The sequence below is a fragment of the Pseudoalteromonas sp. CO342X genome (genome assembly GCF_004208915.1).
GTDB classification, from domain to species: domain Bacteria; phylum Pseudomonadota; class Gammaproteobacteria; order Enterobacterales; family Alteromonadaceae; genus Pseudoalteromonas; species Pseudoalteromonas maricaloris.
In genome coordinates this window covers 47,628-70,284 of record NZ_SGPH01000014.1, presented here as the reverse complement: position 1 = coordinate 70,284, position 22,657 = coordinate 47,628, and the positions used below count along the sequence as shown (strand labels likewise).

The 22,657-nt window shown below is 43.4% G+C and carries 20 protein-coding genes and 1 tRNA gene; 6 read left to right on the top strand and 15 right to left on the bottom strand.

Going from position 1 to position 22,657, the window contains the following annotated elements; translation table 11 throughout:
- Window positions 1-6 precede the first annotated feature (6 nt).
- The gene (locus EXT47_RS06370) at window positions 7-1,269 is read right to left on the bottom strand and encodes a sugar MFS transporter (protein WP_039497386.1); all 1,263 of its coding nucleotides are present in this window, start codon (window positions 1,267-1,269) and stop codon (window positions 7-9) included.
- Window positions 1,270-1,398: 129 nt separating this feature from the next.
- Complete coding sequence (locus EXT47_RS06365) at window positions 1,399-2,400, bottom strand: LacI family DNA-binding transcriptional regulator (RefSeq protein WP_017215948.1); 1,002 nt, start codon at window positions 2,398-2,400, stop codon at window positions 1,399-1,401.
- A 253-nt stretch (window positions 2,401-2,653) separates the two neighbouring features.
- On the opposite strand from EXT47_RS06365, the gene EXT47_RS06360 reads away from it, so the two are divergent.
- Entirely contained in the window at window positions 2,654-4,906 is a 2,253-nt protein-coding gene (locus EXT47_RS06360; RefSeq protein ID WP_130126141.1) for a TonB-dependent receptor, read from the top strand.
- Window positions 4,907-5,040: 134 nt separating this feature from the next.
- Here EXT47_RS06360 and EXT47_RS06355 read toward each other — a convergent pair whose 3' ends face one another.
- From EXT47_RS06355 to rlmE, 10 genes are all read right to left on the bottom strand, one after another.
- Window positions 5,041-5,445, bottom strand: a complete 405-nt coding sequence (locus EXT47_RS06355) for a PaaI family thioesterase (RefSeq protein WP_223193607.1) — start codon at window positions 5,443-5,445, stop codon at window positions 5,041-5,043.
- Between the two features lie 101 nt (window positions 5,446-5,546).
- Window positions 5,547-5,852, bottom strand: coding sequence for a hypothetical protein (locus tag EXT47_RS06350; protein ID WP_039497383.1), 306 nt, complete (start codon window positions 5,850-5,852; stop codon window positions 5,547-5,549).
- Window positions 5,853-6,095: 243 nt separating this feature from the next.
- Window positions 6,096-8,339 carry a TonB-dependent receptor gene (locus EXT47_RS06345; RefSeq protein WP_039497382.1) on the bottom strand — a complete coding sequence of 748 codons (2,244 nt, stop codon included), beginning with the start codon at window positions 8,337-8,339 and terminating at the stop codon, window positions 6,096-6,098.
- A gap of 489 nt (window positions 8,340-8,828) precedes the next feature.
- Window positions 8,829-8,913 (bottom strand) — tRNA-Leu (locus tag EXT47_RS06340).
- A gap of 23 nt (window positions 8,914-8,936) precedes the next feature.
- Window positions 8,937-9,284, bottom strand: a complete 348-nt coding sequence (secG, locus tag EXT47_RS06335; RefSeq protein ID WP_130126140.1) for a preprotein translocase subunit SecG — start codon at window positions 9,282-9,284, stop codon at window positions 8,937-8,939.
- 4 nt (window positions 9,285-9,288) lie between these two features.
- On the bottom strand, window positions 9,289-10,029 hold the full coding sequence (gene tpiA / locus EXT47_RS06330; protein WP_130126139.1) for a triose-phosphate isomerase: 741 nt from the start codon (window positions 10,027-10,029) through the stop codon (window positions 9,289-9,291).
- 79 nt (window positions 10,030-10,108) lie between these two features.
- A complete protein-coding gene (glmM, locus tag EXT47_RS06325) occupies window positions 10,109-11,449 on the bottom strand; it encodes a phosphoglucosamine mutase (protein ID WP_010373858.1) in 1,341 nt (446 codons plus the stop codon).
- A complete protein-coding gene (folP, locus tag EXT47_RS06320) occupies window positions 11,446-12,291 on the bottom strand; it encodes a dihydropteroate synthase (protein ID WP_130126138.1) in 846 nt (281 codons plus the stop codon). The genes glmM and folP overlap by 4 nt, the downstream gene beginning before the upstream one ends.
- 148 nt (window positions 12,292-12,439) lie before the next feature.
- Window positions 12,440-14,392, bottom strand: coding sequence for an ATP-dependent zinc metalloprotease FtsH (gene ftsH, locus EXT47_RS06315; RefSeq protein WP_130126137.1), 1,953 nt, complete (start codon window positions 14,390-14,392; stop codon window positions 12,440-12,442).
- A gap of 67 nt (window positions 14,393-14,459) precedes the next feature.
- Window positions 14,460-15,089, bottom strand: coding sequence for a 23S rRNA (uridine(2552)-2'-O)-methyltransferase RlmE (gene rlmE / locus EXT47_RS06310; RefSeq protein WP_017215956.1), 630 nt, complete (start codon window positions 15,087-15,089; stop codon window positions 14,460-14,462).
- Between the two features lie 86 nt (window positions 15,090-15,175).
- On the opposite strand from rlmE, the gene yhbY reads away from it, so the two are divergent.
- The gene (gene yhbY / locus EXT47_RS06305; protein ID WP_010373854.1) at window positions 15,176-15,472 is read left to right on the top strand and encodes a ribosome assembly RNA-binding protein YhbY; all 297 of its coding nucleotides are present in this window, start codon (window positions 15,176-15,178) and stop codon (window positions 15,470-15,472) included.
- Here yhbY and EXT47_RS06300 read toward each other — a convergent pair.
- A complete protein-coding gene (locus EXT47_RS06300; RefSeq protein ID WP_130126136.1) occupies window positions 15,469-16,716 on the bottom strand; it encodes a serine hydrolase in 1,248 nt (415 codons plus the stop codon). The two genes, yhbY and EXT47_RS06300, sit on opposite strands and share 4 nt — an antisense overlap.
- A gap of 98 nt (window positions 16,717-16,814) precedes the next feature.
- Here EXT47_RS06300 and EXT47_RS06295 point away from each other — a divergent pair, with 98 nt between their 5' ends.
- From EXT47_RS06295 to EXT47_RS06280, 4 genes are all read left to right on the top strand, one after another.
- Complete coding sequence (locus EXT47_RS06295; RefSeq protein ID WP_010605083.1) at window positions 16,815-17,618, top strand: hypothetical protein; 804 nt, start codon at window positions 16,815-16,817, stop codon at window positions 17,616-17,618.
- Between the two features lie 119 nt (window positions 17,619-17,737).
- Window positions 17,738-18,445, top strand: coding sequence for a response regulator (locus EXT47_RS06290; RefSeq protein WP_130126135.1), 708 nt, complete (start codon window positions 17,738-17,740; stop codon window positions 18,443-18,445).
- A gap of 21 nt (window positions 18,446-18,466) precedes the next feature.
- Window positions 18,467-19,753 carry a HAMP domain-containing sensor histidine kinase gene (locus tag EXT47_RS06285; protein WP_130126134.1) on the top strand — a complete coding sequence of 429 codons (1,287 nt, stop codon included), beginning with the start codon at window positions 18,467-18,469 and terminating at the stop codon, window positions 19,751-19,753.
- 222 nt (window positions 19,754-19,975) lie between these two features.
- Window positions 19,976-21,322, top strand: coding sequence for a sodium-dependent transporter (locus EXT47_RS06280; RefSeq protein WP_045987612.1), 1,347 nt, complete (start codon window positions 19,976-19,978; stop codon window positions 21,320-21,322).
- Window positions 21,323-21,357: 35 nt separating this feature from the next.
- Here EXT47_RS06280 and EXT47_RS06275 read toward each other — a convergent pair whose 3' ends face one another.
- Window positions 21,358-21,804, bottom strand: coding sequence for a GNAT family N-acetyltransferase (locus EXT47_RS06275; protein ID WP_130126170.1), 447 nt, complete (start codon window positions 21,802-21,804; stop codon window positions 21,358-21,360).
- Between the two features lie 105 nt (window positions 21,805-21,909).
- Window positions 21,910-22,653 (bottom strand): sporulation protein, encoded by a 744-nt coding sequence (locus EXT47_RS06270; protein WP_010605088.1) that lies wholly within the window; start codon window positions 22,651-22,653, stop codon window positions 21,910-21,912.
- Window positions 22,654-22,657: the final 4 nt, after the last annotated feature.

Genomic DNA, 22,657 nt, shown 5'->3' with positions numbered 1-22,657 from the left:
AAGACCTCAGCTCACCTTTTGTTGATTTGGCGTGTGAGCATGATTTGATTGGCTAGACTCACTCATCGATTTAAAGAAATATAAACACACAGCAATCACCAGCATGGGAATAAGTGCCCCATAAAACGCTTGTTGACCACCAAAATGTTGAAATACTAAACCTGTGATCATTGAACCCGTGCTACCACCCAGCGCTGAAAATACAACGATTAGCCCTGTCATCGACGCGTGCTGTGTAGTGGGTAAACTACTTAGCATTACCGAATTAATCACCGGATAAATAGGCGCCATAAAAAGACCGATCAGCGGCATGAGAAAAGCCACAAGGGGTGCATCAAATAACGAAGAAATAAGCGTTTTCTCAATACCCTCAGTCATCGGTAACGTTAAAATCACTAATCCTGCCATTGCGGCAAGGCAAACATTTAACACCACATACCAATGTACTTTGGTTAGCACAATGCCAGCACCTAGCCGACCAAGTGCTAAGCAAGCAGCAAAAACACTGGTAATTTGCACGCTAATGTTCACCGGTAATGACAAGATCTCATTATTAAAAGTAGGCAGCCAAGTGCCTATACTCTGCTCTATCAATACGTATAAAAATGCGGAAATCACAAATACCAGCACAAGCGGCTTAGCCACAAGCTTTAGCATCGCTATAAATGCAAAGACACTAGACTCGGTGGCTTGCGTTGGCTCTGGCTTTGCAATTGGGGAGATCCAGACAATAAATGCGGTGAAAGCGCTCAGCACAGCTAACACGAAATAGACGTTTAACCAGCCAAGAGAGTTATCGCCGCTGTCAATAAACGCCGCAAAAATCCAATAACCGCCGAGGACCCCTAACATAAACACGCCTTCAATAAAATTAAGCAGGCTTGAATGTTGATTACTCCCTTCAGTAACTTGGCCAACGAGTGCATAAACCGACACTTTGACCACCGCAAATGCCGCCCCCACACAAGCAAATACTAATTTAAGAATCCAAAACTCAGCGACCATAGGAGTGATACTGCAAATCAATGCTACGCCCGCGAGCACTGCGGTCAGAGCGATTTTAAATCCGACCCTAGGGATAACCGACGCAACCAGAAATGAAACGATGGCGATGGGAAGATCTTTAAATGCCTCTAAGGTGGCGGCCTGCGCTTTTGTAATGCCAAAGCTATGAATAGACTGCAAGATGACCGTCCCTACACTATTGAGCAAAATAGCAAATAGGAAGTAACTAACGGCCATGGCAAGTATGATACGTGCTCGATTCATTGTTATTCTCGTTAAAACACTGTGATTCCTTTTTAGTCTAGACAGACTTTTTTATTTTTGCAATCGTTTGCATTTCAAATCACATCAAAACAATTTAAGCTAATGATTGTTATCGCATATTGTGCTGCGTTAACTAGATTGTCTTATCACTAATAATGACGGCACCTCTTGAGAAGCACATGTCTCACCACTTAACTGAGAGAGCAGCTTTTCCACCAATAACTGAGCTGCGGCATTGGTGTCTTGTTTAATCGTAGATAGCGCAGGGAAGCTGATCTGTGCCATGGCTATATCGTCAAATCCGACTATTCGTACGTCATTTGGTACGCTAACGTAACGCTCTTTTAGCGCTTTTAGTGCCCCAAGCGCGACCATATCACTACACGCAAAGATCCCATCAAAGGTTAATCCTTGTGCTCGCAACAAAGCGTTTATACTCGCGTAGGCAGCCTCTGAAGTAATGTCGATTTTAATCATTTGCGCTTCCACCTTGGCTTTTTCCACCGCATGGCAAAATCCGCGATAGCGCTCACCAAGTTCGGCATGACCCGGATCGCCCAAAAATAGAAGTTTAGACGCTCCCCTGGCAATTAAGTGCTCCGTTGCGTTAAGGCCACCAATAAAATTGTCACTCCCAACGATAGGATAATTTGCAGAAGTTTTAGGGTCGCCCCATACCACGATCGGCGTGCCAGCTCTTGCAGCACGCTCAATTCGTGCTTGCTCCTTGCCTTGGCCGACGACAATAACTCCATCGGCTCGACGGCCAGAAATAAAATAACCATGCCAGTCTTCCCCCGCCATATAAGAATTGGAGAGCAATAACTCGTAGCCTTTTCGGTTCACTGCACGATTAATATCGCTCACTACTTTAAGTAAAAATGGGTCGTCGACGGATTGTTTGGTTTCGGCTTCGAGATTGATAATAACGGCAATGACTTTGGTTTTTTGCATCCGTAAGCGACTAGCCGCCGCGTTAACACTAAAGTGATGCTCTTTTGCAAGCGCCTGAATGCGCTCTCGAGTTTCCTTTTTTATCAGAGGGTTATCATTGAGTGCACGGGAAGCTGTGGAGGTAGAGACTCCAGCTAGCCTTGCTAGATCCGATAGCTTTAATTGTGTTGTTCCCATCGCAAACCCCTTCTTAGCACACGTTATTACATCGCTATTCTTACAATTTTTTGATACTTAAACCATAACTAATTGAATCTCCTACCCTAACTAAGCAGAAAAGATAAGCAATCACTGTAAATTTGTAACGCCTTACATCATTTTATGACAAATTTTTAAACAACATCATTGCAAACGTTTGCATTAAGATCTATTTTAAAAAATAGACAGTCGTTAAATACCAGTCTATGACAACAACAAGAGGGCTTTAGCCGTGATAAAAACTAACTCCTTAAGCTTGATCGCTACTGCTATAACGCTTGCGTTAAGTGCATCAGCTCAGGCTGAACAACAACCGAACAATAACAAAGAAAAAGTAGAAACCATCATTGTCTCAGGTACACCAGGTGGCGCAGGGATCAGAAAAATTGATGCAAGCTTTGCTGTGACTAACATCGATGCTGTGCAAATTGATAAGCTCGCCCCCAAAAGTACCGCTGACTTGCTTAAAGCGGTGCCTGGGATCTGGGTTGAAAGTTCAGGAGGTGAATCCGGTGCTAACGTTTTTGTTCGCGGCTTTCCAGGCGGTGGTGATGCACCATTCTTAACGGTTAGTTTGCAAGGTAGTCCTATCTATCCCGCGCCAACGCTCTCATTTTTAGAAAACACCTCGATTTTCAGGCTCGATGAAACCATCAGTATGATGGAAGGCCTGCGTGGTGGACCAAACCCCGTGGTGTCTAATGGTCAGCCTGGCTTAACAACTAACTTTCAACTTAAACGTGGCCAAGCCGACACCGAAGGGACGTTTAAATACACCACCACAGACTATGGTCTAAACCGCATTGACGGCGTGTTAAGTGGTGAGATTTCCAATGACCTTTACTACATGGTTGGCGGTTATATCAAACGCTCTTCTGGGATCCGTGATGCGGGCTTTACCTCAGAAAAAGGTCATCAATTCACCATAAACCTAACCAAAGAGTTTGCTGACGGTGAGTTTAACCTTTATACCCGTCAAACTGATGACAGAGGCGCATGGTACCTGCCAACCCCACTTAATGTGGAGGGTGTGGATGCGGGCTTTACTCAGCTGGGAACGAATAATCGCAAGGCGATTATTTATGTCGGTGATGAAAATGCACCGATGAGCGTAGATATGGGTGATGGTCGTGGCTGGAAAGGCCATGTTTCTGGAGGTAGCTTAAAAGTAGAATTCAAAAACGGCTGGCAATTAAATGACCGCTTTAGCTTAACGCAAGGCGATGCAAATACACTAGGCCTTGTGCCTGCTGGCAGTGCGATGCGTTTAAGTGAAGTGGCGGACAATGGTGAAACCGCAACAGGTAGCGTCACGGGCGATGAATACGCGGGCGATACTATGGTACAACAATATGGTCGCTGGGTTGTATTAAAGGATATCGAAGCTTTCACCAATGACTTAGCCTTAAGCAAAACCTTTGGTGATTGGTCAAGTGCCTTTGGTATTTATACAGCAACTACCTCAGCAAAAGATTGGTGGAGCTTAGGTAATACCGCCTACCATGTGTTGGAGCAAGGTGGCGAAGCATTGAATGGTATCGCGTGTAATAGCGATGTTGCGGGTTGTGCCTTCAACTACGACATTAACAGTTCTGGTGATGCGACAACGTGGGCCATCTACACCACCCAAAGTTACCAAGCAACGGAAGCCCTTAAGTTAGATTTAGGCTTACGTAGCGAGCAACACGAGGTTGAGTATTCGGTCGACGAAGGTTTAGATGGGGCTATCACCAAAGCGGTTGACTATGATGAGCGCAAGACTTCATGGACCTTGGGTGCTGACTATAGTTTGAGCTTAGATTCAGGTGTTTTTGTGCGTATGAACAAAGGCTACAAAATGCCTTATTTCGACGACTTTAGAGACAATTATAGCACCTATGAATCGGGCGAGTCGCTGATTAAAGCAGTCACACAAGCTGAGCTTGGCTATAAATATATGGGTGAAACCGGCGACCTGTTTGTTACTTTATTTACCAACGAAGTAAAAGGCGACACGTTTGTAAGACGCCCAGGAGTACCTGCGGAAATTCTAACCAACGAAGCAACTGGTGTAGAACTTGATTACAGTTACAACCATGAGTCGGGCCTATCGGTAAACTTGAATGCCACATGGCAAGACACTGAAATTACTGAAAGCCCGACCAATGACGGGAATAAAGCGCAGCGCCAACCTGACTGGATGCTACGTATTACACCGAGCTATGACTTTGAAATGTCGGGTATGTACGCCACCTTGTATGGCACCCTTTCGGCTGTAGATGACCGTTTTGGGGATAATGAAAATACTGTCGTGTTAGAGGGCTACGAAAAGCTTGATATTGGCCTTATCGTAGAGCCAACAGAGGGCGTAAAATTACAACTAGCGGTAGATAACCTTACTGACAAACAAGGGATCACCGAGGGGGATCCTCGTAACCCAGATTCGCCCAATGGCCGCTATATCATGCCAAGAAGTGTAAAGTTTAGTGTTGCGTATACGTTCTAGTTGCTGTAACTAAGCGTTTAACATAGCGCTGCCTGCTTATATCAAATGCCTGAGGCTGGTAGCGCTAAAAAGACCTAACACGTTTATTGCTGGGCAACTTCTTGCAAATGCACTTCAGAGTGCCCTCTGCTACCCTAAACCTTCGTTATTGTGCCAAGAGAAACCGCCACCAACTTTTCTTCGTCACCGCTTTTCGCATATACCTTACATTCGCATGTCGCCTGACGTTTACCCGAATACAACACGGTTGACTTTGCGATTAGCTTATCGCCAATAGCGGGCCTAACATAATTCACTTTATACTCTGAGGTAACACAGCTACCAAGCACCGATGCACCAGCAAAAGTAATACAATTATCAGCTAGATAGCTAACCACGCCACCATGTGCAAAGCCATAGTTTTGTTTAAGATCATCTCGAATCGCAAGGCTTAACTCAGCAACGCCAACCTCAAACACCTCCAACTCAGCGCCTAACAATAAACTAAAAGACTGCTGTGCTAGGATCTCCTTTCCTTCTTCTAACATAGTATTGCTCAACTTCTTCTCCTTAGTAATATTTACGCTCAAATAGACTCTACGTCGCGAATGGTGTTCACGTTTATAGGTAAAGAACATGATTCACTAAAACCACGATATGATTAGTTAAACACGACTAAAACAAAATTACAGCTTAAAACGGCAGACATTGCTACTAGGTTATACTTTCTAAATTGGATATAGGTCTTAACTTTATTGTCGGATACCGTCGAGAAAAAACCAGTTTTAAGCGATTCACCCACGGCAGCATTTAGCAGTGACCATTGCGATGTGCCAAGGGTGTGCTTTGTTAGTTTATGCCACTCTTCTGGATACAATCTTGCCAAGTATTTACACAAATTCTTATACATTTTAATTTGTATGAACAGCAGTATGGTAATCAAGGTAATGGGGATAAGTTCTTCCATGTGCTAAAGACCTTTTAAAAGTGCAAAAAACAGCTCTATCTAAATATACGATTCAAAACTGGAATCGAGATATTGCCTATCACTAGACTCCCATAGGTTAACCACAATGTAAACAAGCAGTTATATCTATGCTTTTCGTTATGCTGAATGAGTTTCAATATAATTTAGGACGAGAGACTTAAAACAAAAAAAGCCGCCTAGCAAGAAACTAAGCGGCTTTTCTATATTCAAACTAGAGCTGGATTAATCTAACCAGAACTCTTTTTTGAACTTAATACCAAACTCACTGCGGTCATTGCTACGCATGACACCAACAAAGCCACTTTGCTGTAGACGACCTACATCATATACTTCGTTTAGCACGTTTTCACCGTATAGCGTTACTTCCATATCACCTTCAGCGTTGGTGTATGAGATGTTAAAGCCTAACAGTTCGCGAGAATCAATATGCTCGCTTGCACGTGTTACAGACTGACCTTGCATGTCTGAGCGGTACGAGTAGCTTGCGTTAACTGCAATCGTTGCACCATGCTCTAAGTCATGGAAGTAAGATGGTGCCACCATCACAGTCCATCGAGGTGTGAGTGCTGGCGCATCGCCTTTACCAATACCAATAACACCTTCATCAACATGGGTAATTTCTGAGTCTAGGTAACCGATTGAGCTGCGTACTGAAAAATCATCAGTAATTGCGATTGTCGTTTCAAGTTCAATACCTTGTGCTTTCGACTCACCTGCATTTTCCACGATAGTGACGAAACCACCGCCAGCAGTCGGGTCGTTGAAAGGTAACGCCAGATCAGTGTAATCAGTTACAAATGCAGCAACCATCATAGATACGTTTTCATGCACTTGGCCTTTGAAACCGATTTCGTAGTTAATCGCTTTAGTTTCATCAAACGCAGCGAATTGATCTGGGCCACCAAATGGACGTGGTGGGAAGCCGCCACTTTGGTATCCTTTTTGGACCTGGGCGTAAACATTGATGTCACGAGTTAACTGGTATGACGCATTCACGTCCCACGTCACTTCGTCAAAGTCTGCGCTTACGTATTTACGAGCACCAAAGCTTGGGAAGAGTGCGTTTGCCTCTTTTTTGTCTTCAGAGTAACGTAAACCACCACCAATGCTGAACAGCTCAGTCACGTCAAAGCTTGCATTGATGTAAGCCGCATAGGCATCGGTTTCTTGGTTGATATCAAAGTAACCGTAGCCACCAAAAGAAGCAGTCTGACCATCGTTTAATAAGCCATTTGGCGTGTTCCACGGGCTAAATACGAACGGACCAGAGCTGGTAAAACCGTCTTCGTTAAAGTAATAAAGACCCGATACAAAATCCCAAGAGTCATAAGTACCGTTTAGTTGTAGTTCAAATGAGTACTGATCTGCACCGCCCTCTTCTGGGAATTCAGATAGATTAAGTGCTACCGCATCGTCATCTAGGCCGCCAGTATACTCAGAGCTACGCTTGCTTGCGATAAATTTAACCGAGTAAACATCACTTGCTTGCCAATCAGCAGTCACTGAGCCGCCCCAACCAGAGTAGTCTGTGCTTTCAATGCCAGCAACCGTTGTTGCCAAGTCATCAGGATTGTTTGGCAGCATAGATTCATCTAGCAATGGGAAGTCACCATTGAAAGGGTCATTTGAGTCAAGTGGATCTGTTAACTCGATAGTATACGGTGATTGACCAGACTCGTTCTCAACGCCGTCAAATGCAGCGGTGACAACTAAATCATTCGTTGCTTGCCATCTAATTGCTAAGCGACCACTAAACTCTTGCTCTTCGCCGATTTCTTTTTCAGGATTTGCTAAGTTGATTGCTTTACCTACACCATCACGCTCTTTATAAGAAGCACTTGCAGAAAAGCTTAGTGTGTCTGTTAACGTTTGGCTGGTATAAAGATCAGTCGCTAAACGACCGCGAGAACCTATTTTAGCTTCAACGCGTGCAACTTCTTCAGCGCCAGGTTGTTTAGTGATCACATTTACCGCACCGCCTAATGTGTTGCGGCCGTACAGTGTACCTTGTGGACCACGTAGTACTTCTACGCGTTCAACATTGGGCAGTGAAAGGTTAGAACCCATCTGACGGCCAAGGTATACACCATCAACATAAACACCAACACCGGGGTCTGTTGTGATCACATGGTCCTGTAGACCAATACCACGGATAAATACAGAAGCATGTGCAGCGTTACCTACACCATAACGAGTAATATTTAAGTTTGGAACGAACTTACCAATATCGTCTAGATTGCTGATATTAGCTTTATCAATATCACTAGCACCGATAGAAGTAATCGCAGTAGGCGTTTCGAACAAACTTTCAGTACGTTTACGAGCAGTCACTTCTATTTTTTCAAACACTTGTTTTTCTTGCTCTACATTAGCTTGTTCAGCCAATGCTGTACTAGGAAGGGCTACGGCTGCTAACACTGCAGCTGAAATCGCAGATAAACCAAGGCGAGGTAAAACTGTAATCATATAATCTCCAAAGGAATCACCGTGTGTGTACTAGTCGCGAGAGGTCGCAAACTAGAGAAGCAACAAGCTCAGTGTTATTACTTCTAGCCCTGTAATCCATAAAATCTAAATAGATTTGGACACTACAAATTTTGGGCATAAAAAAAGATGCACTAGGGGCATCTCTTTCCTCTGGAGGGGTATTATAGTCACAACTTGGGCAAATTGAAATATTTATTTAATAAAAATTACTTTTAGGGATTTTGTAACCATAATAAAACCAATGTTAGGAAATTAATTTTAATAAAAAATCGTTATAGAACAAGTAATTATACCGGATAACTGGATAATATGTTACTAAATTGAAACTTTACCTAGATTTTTACCATGGTTTATATTTGTTTGAAATAACTTCTATTGACGAATAGCGAACCTGTGAATTGTAAGACTAATTAGACTTAGCGACAAACGGTAGACGAAAAAAAACCAGCCTAAGCTGGTTTATTTATTTGGTGCGAATGGGGGGACTTGAACCCCCATGGCCGAAGCCACCACCCCCTCAAGATGGCGTGTCTACCAATTCCACCACATTCGCAAATTCGGTGTATTTCCTAATGATTAGTTAGGTACGTCAGAAGCTGGATTTTCTTCTGTCGCTGGCACATCATTTGAAGCTGGAACCGTTGTTGCAGCAGCTGGTGCCTCTAGATTTTCCCACTCATTAGTCTTTTTAATCTGACCCGTAGTTAGGTTACCTAGAACAATACTTAGCACAAAGAATACCGTTGCTAAGATTGTTGTTGTCTTGGTCATAAAGTTGCCTGCGCCTGATGAGCCAAAAACTGTCGCTGATGCACCTGCACCGAACGAAGAGCCCATATCTGCGCCTTTACCTTGTTGAATTAACACCATACCAATTAATGCTAATGCCACAATTAAGTAAACAACCATTAGAATTTCGTACATTTACTTATCCTTTTGCACTTCTGCATATAGCAGCGAAACTCTCAGGTTTTAGGCTTGCGCCACCGATAAGTCCACCATCTATATCGTCTTGTGCGAATAACAATTCACTGTTCTGTTCATTAACACTGCCACCATAAAGAAGTTGCAGTGATTGTGCAATTTGCTTGTCATTGCCTGAAAGCAAATCACGTATAAATTTGTGTACTGCTTGCGCTTGCTCAGGAGATGCTGTCTTACCAGTACCAATAGCCCAAACAGGTTCGTATGCTATCACAGAGTTTGCTAGCGCTGCTACACCTAATTTGGTGATAACTGCGTTTATTTGCCTAGCAACTACTTGCTCTGTCTGCCCATTTTCTCTTTCTTCTTCGGTCTCACCAACACATAAAATTGGTGTCAAACCTTGTTCTTGAGCTTGTGCAAATTTATTAGCAACATCTTCATCGCTTTCGCCATAAATAGCTCGACGCTCTGAATGACCAACTAAGGTATATGTTGCACCTAGCGATTTTGCTAGGGACGCCTGAATTTCTCCAGTGTACGCGCCTTCTTTGTATTCCGAAACAGTTTGTGTTCCGACAGTAAGCCCTTTACTTGCTGCTTGCTCAATGAGCATGGCAGGAGGAAAAACAATTACATCTGCTTGAAATGTTTGATTGCTTACTGCTTCTGATATTTGGTCAATGAGGTCTTTTGAGCCATTCATTTTCCAATTACCAGCAACAATTTGCTTTCTAGTTGTCATACGATACTCCGCAGTAGAAAGCGGGTGAGATACTAACTCTACTCACCCGAAGTTACAAGAAATAAATTTAATTTTTGGTTTAATTGCTCACAGATTCAACAACTTCAGCGATTTTTTGGGCAAAATCGATAACTTGCTTCTGTTGTTGAGCTTCAACCATGACGCGAACCACTGGCTCTGTACCAGATTTACGCAATAGCACTCTGCCCTTACCTGCAAGCTGAGTTTCAACTTCAGCGACGACTGCTTTAACAGCGTCTTGCTCAGTTGGATCATCTTTAGTGCTATAACGCACGTTAATCATCTTCATTGGGTATTTGCTAAAACCTTCACCCAAATCTTTTAATGTTTTATTCTGCGCAACCATGGCTGCAAGCACTTGTAAGCTAGAGACAATGCCATCACCGGTGCTGATCAGGTCCAGATTTAAAACGTGACCTGAACTTTCGCCGCCGATTTTCCAGCCTTTCTCACCAAGAAGCTCCATCACATAGCGGTCACCGACCTTACTGCGCTCAAAAGCAATTCCGCGTGATTTAAGGGCGTTTTCGAGCCCCATGTTAGACATTACCGTACCGACAACACCGCCACCTAATGTGCCATCGGCATGAGCTTGGCATGCAATAATATAGACGATATCATCACCATCAAATACATGGCCGTCGTGATCAACCATCATAACTCGGTCACCATCACCGTCATAAGCGATACCAACATCCGCTTGATGTTCAAGCACGGCTTTTTTCAACGCTTCGACATGCGTTGCACCGCATTTTTCGTTGATGTTAACACCATTCGGTTCACATGCAGTTGTGATCACATCCGCACCAAGTTCACGCATTACGCTAGGCGCAATGTGATAAGTCGCGCCATTTGCGCAGTCCAATACCACTTTCAACCCTTCAAGCGATAGCTCTTTAGGAAACTGGCCTTTACAAAATTCGATATAGCGACCGTCCGCACTTTCTAGACGCTTAGCTTTACCGAGCTTCTCAGACGCTACACACGTCATCGGTTCATCCAGCTTTGCTTCTATTGCAAGTTCCACCTCGTCAGGGAGCTTTTTGCCATCGCCACCAAAAAACTTGATGCCATTATCATGGTATGGATTATGAGATGCACTGATCACAATACCAGCCTCAGCTCTGAACGTTTGCGTCAAATAAGCAACAGCAGGTGTCGGCATCGGCCCTAATAAAATCACATTGATCCCAGCGGCAATTAATCCAGCCTCTAACGCGGTTTCAAGAAGGTAGCCAGAAATACGGGTATCCTTGCCAATAATTACCTTTTTGGTACCACGCTCAGACAGCACTTTTCCAGCCGCCCAGCCTAGTTTCATTGCAAACTCAGGCGTAATTGGGAACTCGCCCACCATGCCCCTTACACCATCCGTACCGAAGTACTTTCTTGTTGTCATTGAGTAACTCCATTGACCGACGCTAGCCATACATTAAGCGCGTCGCTTGTTTCTTTTACGTCATGAACACGAATTATGTGCGCGCCTTTCTGCACACATATCAGTGCACCAGCTAGACTCGCAGCTACGCGCTCATGCGTTTCCCGAGTGAGTAGTTGTCCAAACATGGACTTTCTAGAGAGACCTGTCAGAATAGGCAAATCGAAAGCATGAAACTTGTCCAGCCCGCCTAATATCTGAAAGTTATGCTCTAGAGATTTACCGAAGCCAAAGCCAGGATCTAAAATCAGCCGATTGATATCAATCCCAGCTTGCTTGCACGCACTGATCCTAGCTTTGAAAAACTGACTGATGTCTGAAAATAAGTCATCATAGTGAGGGTTATTTTGCATTGAGCGAGGTTGACCTTGCATATGCATTAAACAAATTGGTACATCCCTGTATTGAGCTGCGGCTTCGAGCGCACCTGGCTCTTGCAACGCTCGAACATCATTAATGATATCAGCGCCAGCCTCTATTGCTTGCTTCATCACCTCGGCTTTACTGGTATCTACCGAAATCACACAGTTGGAGTGTGTACGAATTGCTTTAATAACCGGTATTACGCGCTGTAATTCTTCTTCTAGTTGTACGTCTGGCGCGCCGGGACGAGTGGACTCTCCACCTATGTCTAAGATGGTAGCGCCTTGTGAAAGCATTAAATTTGCTTGCTCTATCGCACTATCAAGGTGAGTAAAATGTCCACCGTCAGAAAATGAGTCGGGAGTAACATTTAAAATCCCCATTACTTGAGGCTTATCTAAACTAAGGGTGCGCCCTTTGGGTAAACGTAACTCGTACATTCTATACCTATTTTCTGTAGTTTAAGTTTGATGATAACGAAAGGCTTATAGCAGTTGATTTAAGTTCTCGCATTGAGTGCTGATAAAACTTATATCAACTGATACAAAAAAGCCCCGATTGCTCGGGGCTGTCGTATTCTACCTAATCTTACGATTTGTCATCAAGTTCTGAGTTTGATGATGTGTCGTGTGACTGCTCTTCTGCTGGTTTTTCAGCTTTAGGCTCAGGTTTTACTTCTGTTACTTTCGCAGATTCCGCTTTTTTCTCTGGCTTAATGTCATGCGCATCCCTTGGTGGACGAACATCACGGCGCTCCATTAGATCATCAATCTGCAATGCATCAATCGTTTCGTATTTCATCAACGCGTCTTTCATCGTGTGAAGAATATCCATATTATCTTTTAGGATTTGCTCCGCACGTTGGTAGTTGCGATCAATGAAATCTTTAATTTCAGCATCAATAAGCTTAGCGGTTTCATCCGACATACCTGACATGCGGTGAGAACCACCACCCATGTACATCTCGCCTTGCTCTTCCAAATACATCTGTGGACCCAGTTTCGGACTTAAGCCCCACTGAGTAACCATTTTCTTAGCAATATCGGTTGCGCGCTCAATATCGTTGCTCGCGCCTGTCGTTACTTTGTCATCGCCGTAAATCAGCGCTTCAGCGATACGACCACCGTATAAACTCGAAAGCATAGATTCTAGGTGTTGCTTAGAGTGACTTACACGGTCTTGCTCCGGTAAGTACATTGTTACACCCAGCGCGCGACCACGTGGAATAATCGACACTTTATATACAGGATCATGTTCAGGCACTAAACGACCTACAATCGCGTGACCGGCTTCGTGATAAGCCGTCATTTCCTTCTCTTGCTCGCTCATCACCATGGACTTACGCTCAGCACCCATCATGATTTTATCTTTCGCGGCGTCAAACTCCGCCATACTTACTTTACGCTTGTTGCCGCGAGCAGCAAACAGTGCAGCTTCATTCACAAGGTTAGCTAAGTCAGCACCAGAAAAACCCGGCGTACCACGTGCAATAACAGACGCTTCAACATTATCGTCTAATGGCACTTTACGCATGTGTACGTTTAAGATTTGTTCACGACCACGAATATCCGGAAGACCAACTACGACTTGGCGATCGAAACGACCAGGACGTAATAATGCAGGGTCTAATACATCAGGACGGTTAGTAGCAGCGATAACAATAATACCTTCGTTACCCTCAAAGCCATCCATTTCTACAAGCATTTGGTTAAGTGTTTGCTCTCGCTCGTCGTGACCACCGCCCATACCAGCACCACGCTTACGGCCTACCGCATCGATTTCATCGATAAAGATGATACAAGGCGCAGCTTTCTTTGCCTGTTCAAACATATCACGAACACGAGATGCACCAACACCAACAAACATTTCTACGAAGTCAGAACCGGATATAGTAAAGAATGGTACTTTTGCTTCACCAGCAACGGCTTTCGCAAGTAGAGTTTTACCCGTACCAGGAGGACCAACCATTAACACGCCTTTCGGAATGCTACCGCCCAACTTTTGGAACTTTGACGGGTCACGCAAGAAATCTACTAGCTCAGTAACATCCTCTTTCGCCTCGTCACAACCAGCAACATCCGCGAATGTTGTCTTAACTTGGTCTTCGCTCATTAATCGAGCTTTACTTTTGCCAAACGACATCGCGCCTTTGCCGCCACCGCCTTGCATTTGGCGCATGAAGAAAATCCATACCCCAATAAGCAAAAGCATTGGAAACCAAGAAATAAAGATGTTTGCAAGAAACGATTGCTCTTCTGGCGCAACGCCTTTGATGTTTACATCGTTCTTAAGTAAGTCATTAACTAAATCCAAATCAGTTAATGGGATCACTGTTTGAAAACGATCGCCACTTGAACGAACGCCACTAATCACGCCGGTTTGACGATCAATACTGACTTCTCTTACAGAGCCATTGCGCACATCCTTTACAAATTGTGTGTAACTCGTTTGGCGATCATATTGTTCGCCACCGTTAAAGCTCTGGAACACAGTCATTAGCACTACTGCAATCACTAACCAGAGTATTAGATTTTTAGCCATATCGCTCAAGGAGTTAACCTCTTGTATCCAAAAAAATTCAAATTCAACTTGATGCTTTCCAACTGTACTACAGTTTGTAACCTGTCGCCACTACATATACTTCACGTGAACGAGGACGAGACGCTTTTGGTTTACGGATCTTTACGACCTTAAAACAATTACGTACCTCTTGTACAAATTGATCAAAGCCTTCTCCTTGGAAAACTTTAACCGCAAATGCACCGTTTGGTTTTAGCACTTGATGGCACATATCTAATGCTAGCTCGACCAGATACATACTGCCAGATTGATCGGTTGACATATTTCCGCTCATATTTGGTGCCATATCAGAAAAAACCACATCAACATTCTTACCGTTTATTCTATCAAGTAACGCATTTAATACCGCTTCTTCTCTGAAGTCCCCCTGAAGGAAATCGACACCCGCTAATGAGTCCATCGGTAAGATATCACAAGCAATAACTTGTCCGTCAATATCTACCTGCTCTGCGAGATACTGCGACCAGCTCCCCGGAGCAGCTCCTAAATCAACTACCGTCATTCCTTTACGGATCAATTTATCCTTTTGCTGGACTTCTTCCAGCTTAAAAACCGCTCGTGAACGATAGCCACGTTTTTGGGCTTCATGCACATACGGGTCTTCTACGTGTTCTTTTAACCAACGTTTCGAACTGGCGGAATGTTTTTTATTTGCCATATTAACTACAACTCATTAGTAATATTGTCTAGATGGCGTTAGAATATCGATAATTCAAGCCTTTTAATAAATAAGATTGTATCAATATGACCTTATCAAATAAACAAAAGCAGTTCCTAAAAGGGCTAGCTCATTCTTTAAATCCAGTTGTTCTTCTAGGCGCAAACGGCCTAACCGAAGGCGTCATGGCTGAAATTGAGCAAAACCTGAACATTCACGAACTTATCAAGGTAAAAGTACCAACCAATGATCGTGAAACTAAGAAACTGATTTTTGAAGCAATTGTTCGTGAAACAAATGCACATAAAGTACAAACCATTGGCCATATCATTGTATTGTACCGCCAAAGCGAAGACAAAAAGATCCAGTTACCTCGTAACTAATCTTTGTTGTCTGCGACGTTTTCACCTGAAGACGTCGCAATCTCTTGTAATAAACTCGCTTCTTCTGCTTTTACTTTCTTAATTTCCTGCTCACTCACCTGAGGCAGTAATTTCTTCTCAAGCGCCAATGCGTCAACAATAAAGTCGTTCGTTAGCTGATTAATAATGCCACTCTCTGCATTTAACAGTAGACTAAACCCAATTCCAAGCTCTGGAATAATCACCACATCGGTACGATAACCTTGCACCCAGCCACTATGGTAATAGAGCAATTTGCCATCATAGCGATAAATTCGCCATCCAAGTCCATAGTAAGCTTCTTCTACATGACCACGCCAAACACGCCTGCGCAGCTCACGTTTCGTCAACGTATACGGCACTGATTGCTTACTCAGAGCATCTGGTGATAAAACACTTGGATACAGACCTAATTGTGCTTTTAACCACTGCGCCATATCAGCAGCACTGGCGTTTACACCAGCTGCGGGGAGCACTTTATAATAATGCGGCTTTAATTTAGCGGTATGCCAACGCTTTCGCCCTCTGACATGCGGCCACGCAAAATTATCATTTTTTGTCATTTGCTCGTAGCCTAGACCGGCGTCATGCATATTAAGTGGCGCGAAAACAAACTCTTCCATCCAAGTTTTGTAACTAATGTTCGTCGCCTGCTCGATAACATCTCCAATTAAGCTAAACATGACATTTTGATAACCATAACACTCCCCGGGCTTACATAACGCTTTGACTTGCAGTAAGCGCTCAACAATTTGTGGGTAGTCCATACGAGACTCGATTAAATTATCGTAGGCATTAGGCACTAAGCCACTCGAGTGACTTAACAAATGATAGAGCTTAAGTTGGCTATAATCACCTTTGGCGACTTGCGGCAAATAGCTACCCACTCTATCGTCAATATTAAAATACCCTTCGCTCGCCAATTTAGCCGTTAGACTTCCTGCAAACGTTTTTGAAACCGATGCCAAGCGAAAGCGAGTTTGTTCGTTGACCACACTTCCTTGTCGACTTTTTGTCTTGCCAAAACCTTCTGCGTAGCTGCCGTGCTCGACATGCACGACGGATAAAGCAGCACCGGGCACCGATTTTTCTTTTAGTTTGCGCTCGACTTGCTTAGAATAGCTCTTTAAAAATTGTGACCATTGCTGGTTTGGGGTTTTTGCAATCGTTATTTTTGGATAACTAATGCAAAAAAAACAAACTAATGTGAGAATTAGCGACTTCATAATGACTCATTTCATTAACACTCGCCCGCCATACTAACATGATGAATTGGCGGAACTCACTAAATATAAGAAAATAACTGTTTAATTGAGGTATTTTAATGCGTTTAGTGCTAGCAGCTCTATGTACAAGTCTACTTTTTGGATGTGTCACCACAGCGCCATTAGCGCCAAAGTTAGATGTACCTAAGAAGCCACTACTAAAAAAGTCTGTTTATCAAATCAGCTATAGTACCGAACTTAATTCCGCACGAATTAAATCAGTGCAATTGCCAGCTCATCCACTTGCTCAAGGTGACACAGTCTACATCAATGCCGATAAGGTAAGCTTGACTGATACACTGAGAAAGCAGATTGTTGCTTTACTTGAGAAAAAAGGTCTGAAAGTTGTTGCAGCTAAAAACGCAAACTACACGCTAACGATTCATCAACTTGATTTGGAATTTGCAGCTAATAAAACGTACGCACTGGATAGGCCAAGAAATCCACATCCACATATTGCTGAACTTGCTCAAAATTCGCCAGCATTTCAATGTACTAATATTGTAGCTTCTGTCAGTATGCGTTTAGCGCATCAAGCATCATCCGATGTTGTCTGGTTTGCCAAGTCATCGGTAGATAGCGCAGGCTTCCAAGGTATCCCTTTACAATTCACCTTTACTGAAGTGGAAAAAATAGAAAACGAACACGATGTACTGTCGTTTATCGTCGCACAAAATACCGACGAGGCACGCCGTCAACGTGGCGAGAAGCCGGTTGATATTCCTCCTTACAAGGTAACTAAAACGGTTTCACCGCTTGAGAAAACCGCTGGTGCATGTACCCAAACGGAAGTGTCAGCGTTAACTGCGGATATGCAAAAACACTTGGCCGAGAGTTTAATTGAAAAGCTAAACGTTAAGTAACATAAGTACTCGCCAGTTTGACAGAGGTCAACTGCAGGCTGGCACTACACTTATTTACAGACAATAACGCTTTTAGGATTATACTCGACGCAGAAAAATAAAAAGTTCGGAGTAAAGACATGGAGCAATACGGCACAATTTTATTGGTTGAAGATGATACTTCATTGGCGCAATGGGTCGCCGAATATCTTGATAACCAAGGCTATAAAACACATTGCTGTTATCGCGGTGATGAAGTTATTGAACGTGTTAAGTCACTAGACCCCGACCTTGTTTTACTTGATCTTATGCTCCCTGGCAAGGACGGTATCAGTGTATGCCGCGACTTACGTCAGTTTTATAACAAGCCTGTTATTATGCTCACTGCCAAAGATGAAGAAATGGATGAAGTCATCGGTTTGGAAGTCGGTGCTAGCGATTACGTTATCAAGCCTGTTCGTCCTCGTGCCTTACTCGCTCGGATCAAAGCAAATGTGCGCGCTGCACAGGAAAAACCGCAAGATCAACACGCAGCCAATCACGAACTCGTAGTTGGACAGCTATGTATCGACACTCAAGCTCGCAAAGTCAGTGTTGCTGGCCAAGAAGTCATTGTTTCTAGTGCTGAATATCTACTACTGCAATTTTTAGCCAGTCACGCTGGTGAAGTTGTCTCTCGCGATGCGGTATTTAAAGCGACAAAAGGGAGAGAGTATGACGGCCTCGACAGAAGCGTTGATGTACTCATTTCTGCCTTGCGTAAAAAGTTTAATGATGATCCTCAAAACCCAGAAAAAATTAAAACGGTGTGGGGTAAAGGATATCTACTCGTACCATCAGCTTGGTAATGAAGGTCGCAAGCTAATATCGTGAAGAAACTCTACATCTACTTACTCGCTGGTGCATTGATTTCGATCTTTGCACTGGGTTGGGTGATCGACACCTACAATCAGCAAACCGCTCCCTTAGAAGATAGTTTTGAGTGGCAAAGCAAGCTGATCACCGGCCTTGCGAAGCAAGTTGCAAATATAGAGCAGGAAGAGCGCGAAAATGCAACAGCTTTAATTGCCCAACAATTCGACATCAACATTCGTTATAAAGATGGCGATACTTTAGCCATGCCGCCCGAATTAAAGCAACAGATGTTACTACCTGATGGGTTAGTGATAGAGAATGAGAATGTATATCTGCTAAAAACAACCCCTGAAATGGCGCCTGATTACGTTGAACTTGAATGGGAGCCTCAGGTTGAACAGGCAGATTACGACGTATTGCTGACGTTATTTTTCTACGGTGGCATTTGCGCAATATTATGGTTTATTCTCTCTCCGTTAGTTAAACGCTTGATCGTTCTCAACACTGCAGCAAAGCACTTTGCCAGCGGTAATCTAAGCGCGCGCATCGCCCCCAATCATTTCACTTACATCCGTGACTTAGAAAACACCTTTAATCGCATGGCAAGCCAAATAGAGAAGTTAATGGCTGAGAATAAGCTAATGGCCTCCAGTCTTTCTCATGACATTCGAACACCTGTTGCGTGTTTAAGATTTGGCCTAGATGCAGCGTTAGATGAAAGTGATATTGATGCTATTCACGACTATTTGGCGCGCATGGAAAAAGATCTAGATCAAATGGAAGATATGCTCTCGAGCTATCTATCTTTTGCGACGCTTGAACAAAAGTCTCATTTACTCAAGCACGAAGTAACAACCCTATCTCGCTATGGTCAAGACCTGATGCAGCAAATGCAACCAAAGCTGCAAAAGAACCAGCTGTCTGGCCGCGTAGAAATTCCTGAACACTTAATGATCCATGGTGACTTACATTGGCTTGCAAGAGCGGTAAGTAATTTGATCAGCAATGCCTGTGATTTTGCCACTGCCTGTGTGTTATTAAGTGCACACCGCACCGAGCATTGGCTCATTATTACCGTTGAAGACGATGGCCCTGGGATCGCGAGACAAAATTGGGATAAAGTCTTTAGTCCTTTCTTTCAAGAGCAAACTCACCGTAACCGTGCAGGTAAAAGCTACGGCTTAGGCCTTGCAATCGTTGCAAAAGTTATGGATTGGCATCATGGTACAGCCACCGTTAGCCAGTCAGAACGATTAGGTGGCGCAAAATTTGTGCTTTCGCTACCCTGTAAAGAAAAATAATTATTGTAAATAAGTCGCTACACGTCGACTTATCTCATATAGAAATAATCGTGAAAACATTAGCTTATAAGCTAAGCTTTGCTTTTTGAGTGCAACAACTTAATTACGGCTAAATATCAGGCTAAAACTTGCGCTAAATCAAGATAATTTACTCTTTTTATTTCTTTTTAATTACAGTAGATTGTCAGCGCCGTTAGAAATTTTTAGAGAAGTATAATAATTATGAGCAATGTCCGAGGAGAGTTCAGCTCTCGCTTTGGTTTTATTATGGCCGCCGCAGGGTCGGCGGTAGGTTTGGGAAACATTTGGGGGTTTCCAACACAAACGGCATCCAATGGTGGTGCTGCGTTTGTTTTAGTTTATCTGGTTTTGGCTTTTTGTCTTGCCTATCCAGCACTAATGGCAGAACTTGTCATTGGTCGTCACGGCCAAGCAAATGCCGTATCTTCACTGCGCAAACTAACAAATACAGCATGGCAAAGTAAGCTTGCTTTTGTTGTCGGATTCGGCGGCATAATTTGTGCGGGTCTCATTTTAAGTTTCTATGCAATCGTAGCTGGGTGGATGTTTAGCGCAACACTTGAACCCATCGCAGAAGTTGCATCAATGACTCAAACGCAATCTTGGCTTGCTGACTCGTCTATGTCGCGCAACATCGTCTTTACAGCCGCCTTTATTGCACTCACCGTGCTTATAATTAGTAAAGGCGTAGAAAACGGGATTGAAAAGTGGTCAAAGCGTCTGATGCCTGCACTTATCGGTATTTTATTCTCGTTAATTGCGTATGTATTAACCCAAGAAGGTGCCGTTGAAGGACTTAAGGTGTATCTTGTTCCTGACTTTTCTTCTGTGCTCAATCCGCAGTTACTCGTTGATGCCCTAGGACAAGCATTTTTCTCGCTTTCGCTTGGTACCAGCGTGATGATCATTTACGGCTCATACATTAGTAAAAAAGAGAATTTAGTTTCACTTGGTGCCATGGTTACCTTAATCGACGTCTTTATCGCGTTCGTTGCTGGCTTACTTATCATTCCCGCCATGTATGTTGCGCAAGCGCAAGGCGTAGAGATTTTTGCAGCTGACGGCTCACTGCTAAATGAAGACACCTTAGTGTTTCAAGTATTGCCAGCATTGTTTGATAGCATGGGGAGTATAGGCCTTTTAGTAAGCTTTGCTTTCTTTGCTCTGATGAGTATTGCCGCACTCACCTCATCTATTTCAATGCTAGAAGCGCCAGTTTCTTATGCCGTTGAACGTTTTGCATTGGGCAGAGTACAGGCCACCTGGATCATCGGTACCTTGGTAACAGCCGTGAGCTTCACCATTTTGGTAAACATCGAAACCCTGTTCGGCTTTACTGTTAGCCTAACAACTAAGTTTGGCCAGCCACTACTTGGCATGCTGTGCTGTGTATTTGTCGGTTGGATTTGGCACAGAGCAAAACTGCTTAAAGAAATTGAATCAGGATGCCCGGAAGTTGGCAGTAGTTTCTTCTGGAAAGTATGGCCTTGGTACATCCGCTTCGTTTGTCCAATTGCCATTGCTGCGGTATTTTTAAATTCACTATAATTTCGCTCATAAAAAGAGGCTACTCGTAGCCTCTTTTACTTTTTCACAAATAGCATATCCTGATGTGGGATCCCATCTTCTAGATAATCTTCACCTTGCTTCACAAAACCGAGCCCAGTATAAAACTTGTCTAAATAACACTGCGCAGAAATAACTAAAGCTTCATGAGTAATATCCGTTTCACAACAAGCAATCGCGCGATGCATAAGATCATGTGCAACGCCCTGCCCTCGTAGCATTGACGAAACGATAACACGGCCAATGGATGCAGTAGTTGCTGATTTTCTATAACAACGTGCATACGCTAAAATTTGTTCATCTTTAACTAAAAATAGGTGTCGAGTGTCAGGCGCCCTATCGGTATCATCAATTTCTGGATAGGGACATGCTTGTTCCACAACGAATACCTCTACCCTTAGCTTTAAAATCTCAAAAAGCTCATCTTTAGTGAGCGCATCATAACTTTTAACTTGCCAATTCATATTATTCTCTGTCATACCAATTAGCTTTATTAAGACTAATTGGTATCATTTATGCTTGAAATAAAAACGCCCAGACAAAGCTGGGCGTTTGATTAAATTAAGTGATTATGAGAACAGCCGCTCCAACTGATCGCACAATTGAGAGATATTTACGTGATCGTGCTCAATCGTTAGATCGACGTAACCATCCCCTCGAAACGCTCTGTCCAACTCTATCAGTACATGAGTTCGATGCGCTTCAGGTACAAATGAAAGCTCAACTTCTTGTAGTCCAAATAATGCACGTGAGTTTGGTCGGTATTCTAATTCTTGGTAACAACCAGAAACAGACTGAAACTCAGACGCTCGTAAATAGCCCTTTTCTACATCCGCTTTCACTAAATGGAAACCTAAACGCTCCATCGCTGTCATACATGCTTTCACTGCTTCATTTGGATAAATGTGTAAAGCATCTTTGTCTGACGGATCGATTGCTAAATCAATGTCTAAGCCAGTTTCAATCCAAACATGACAACGGTTGAAGCCTGCATTGATTTCTGTGATTGGTGTTTCTGAATGAAGTCGAGCTTCAAAAGGAATAACTTTTTCTTCGCCTGGGCCTATCGTGAAATTATTACCTACACGCCAACGGTCAATAACATGATTACTAAAGTATTCTCCGTCTTCCCCTTCAACCTTAACTCTTGTCATTAGCGCAAGCTCTAAACCTGTTACTTCTTGGCTAACGTCACCGCCTTTTACTACAATTTGCGCTTGAAATTTCTGTCCCGGGTGCAAATGCTCTGTTTCCAATACAGTGTCTACTTTTGCCGCACCGATACCGACAGATGCTAGGATCTTCTTAAACATTACG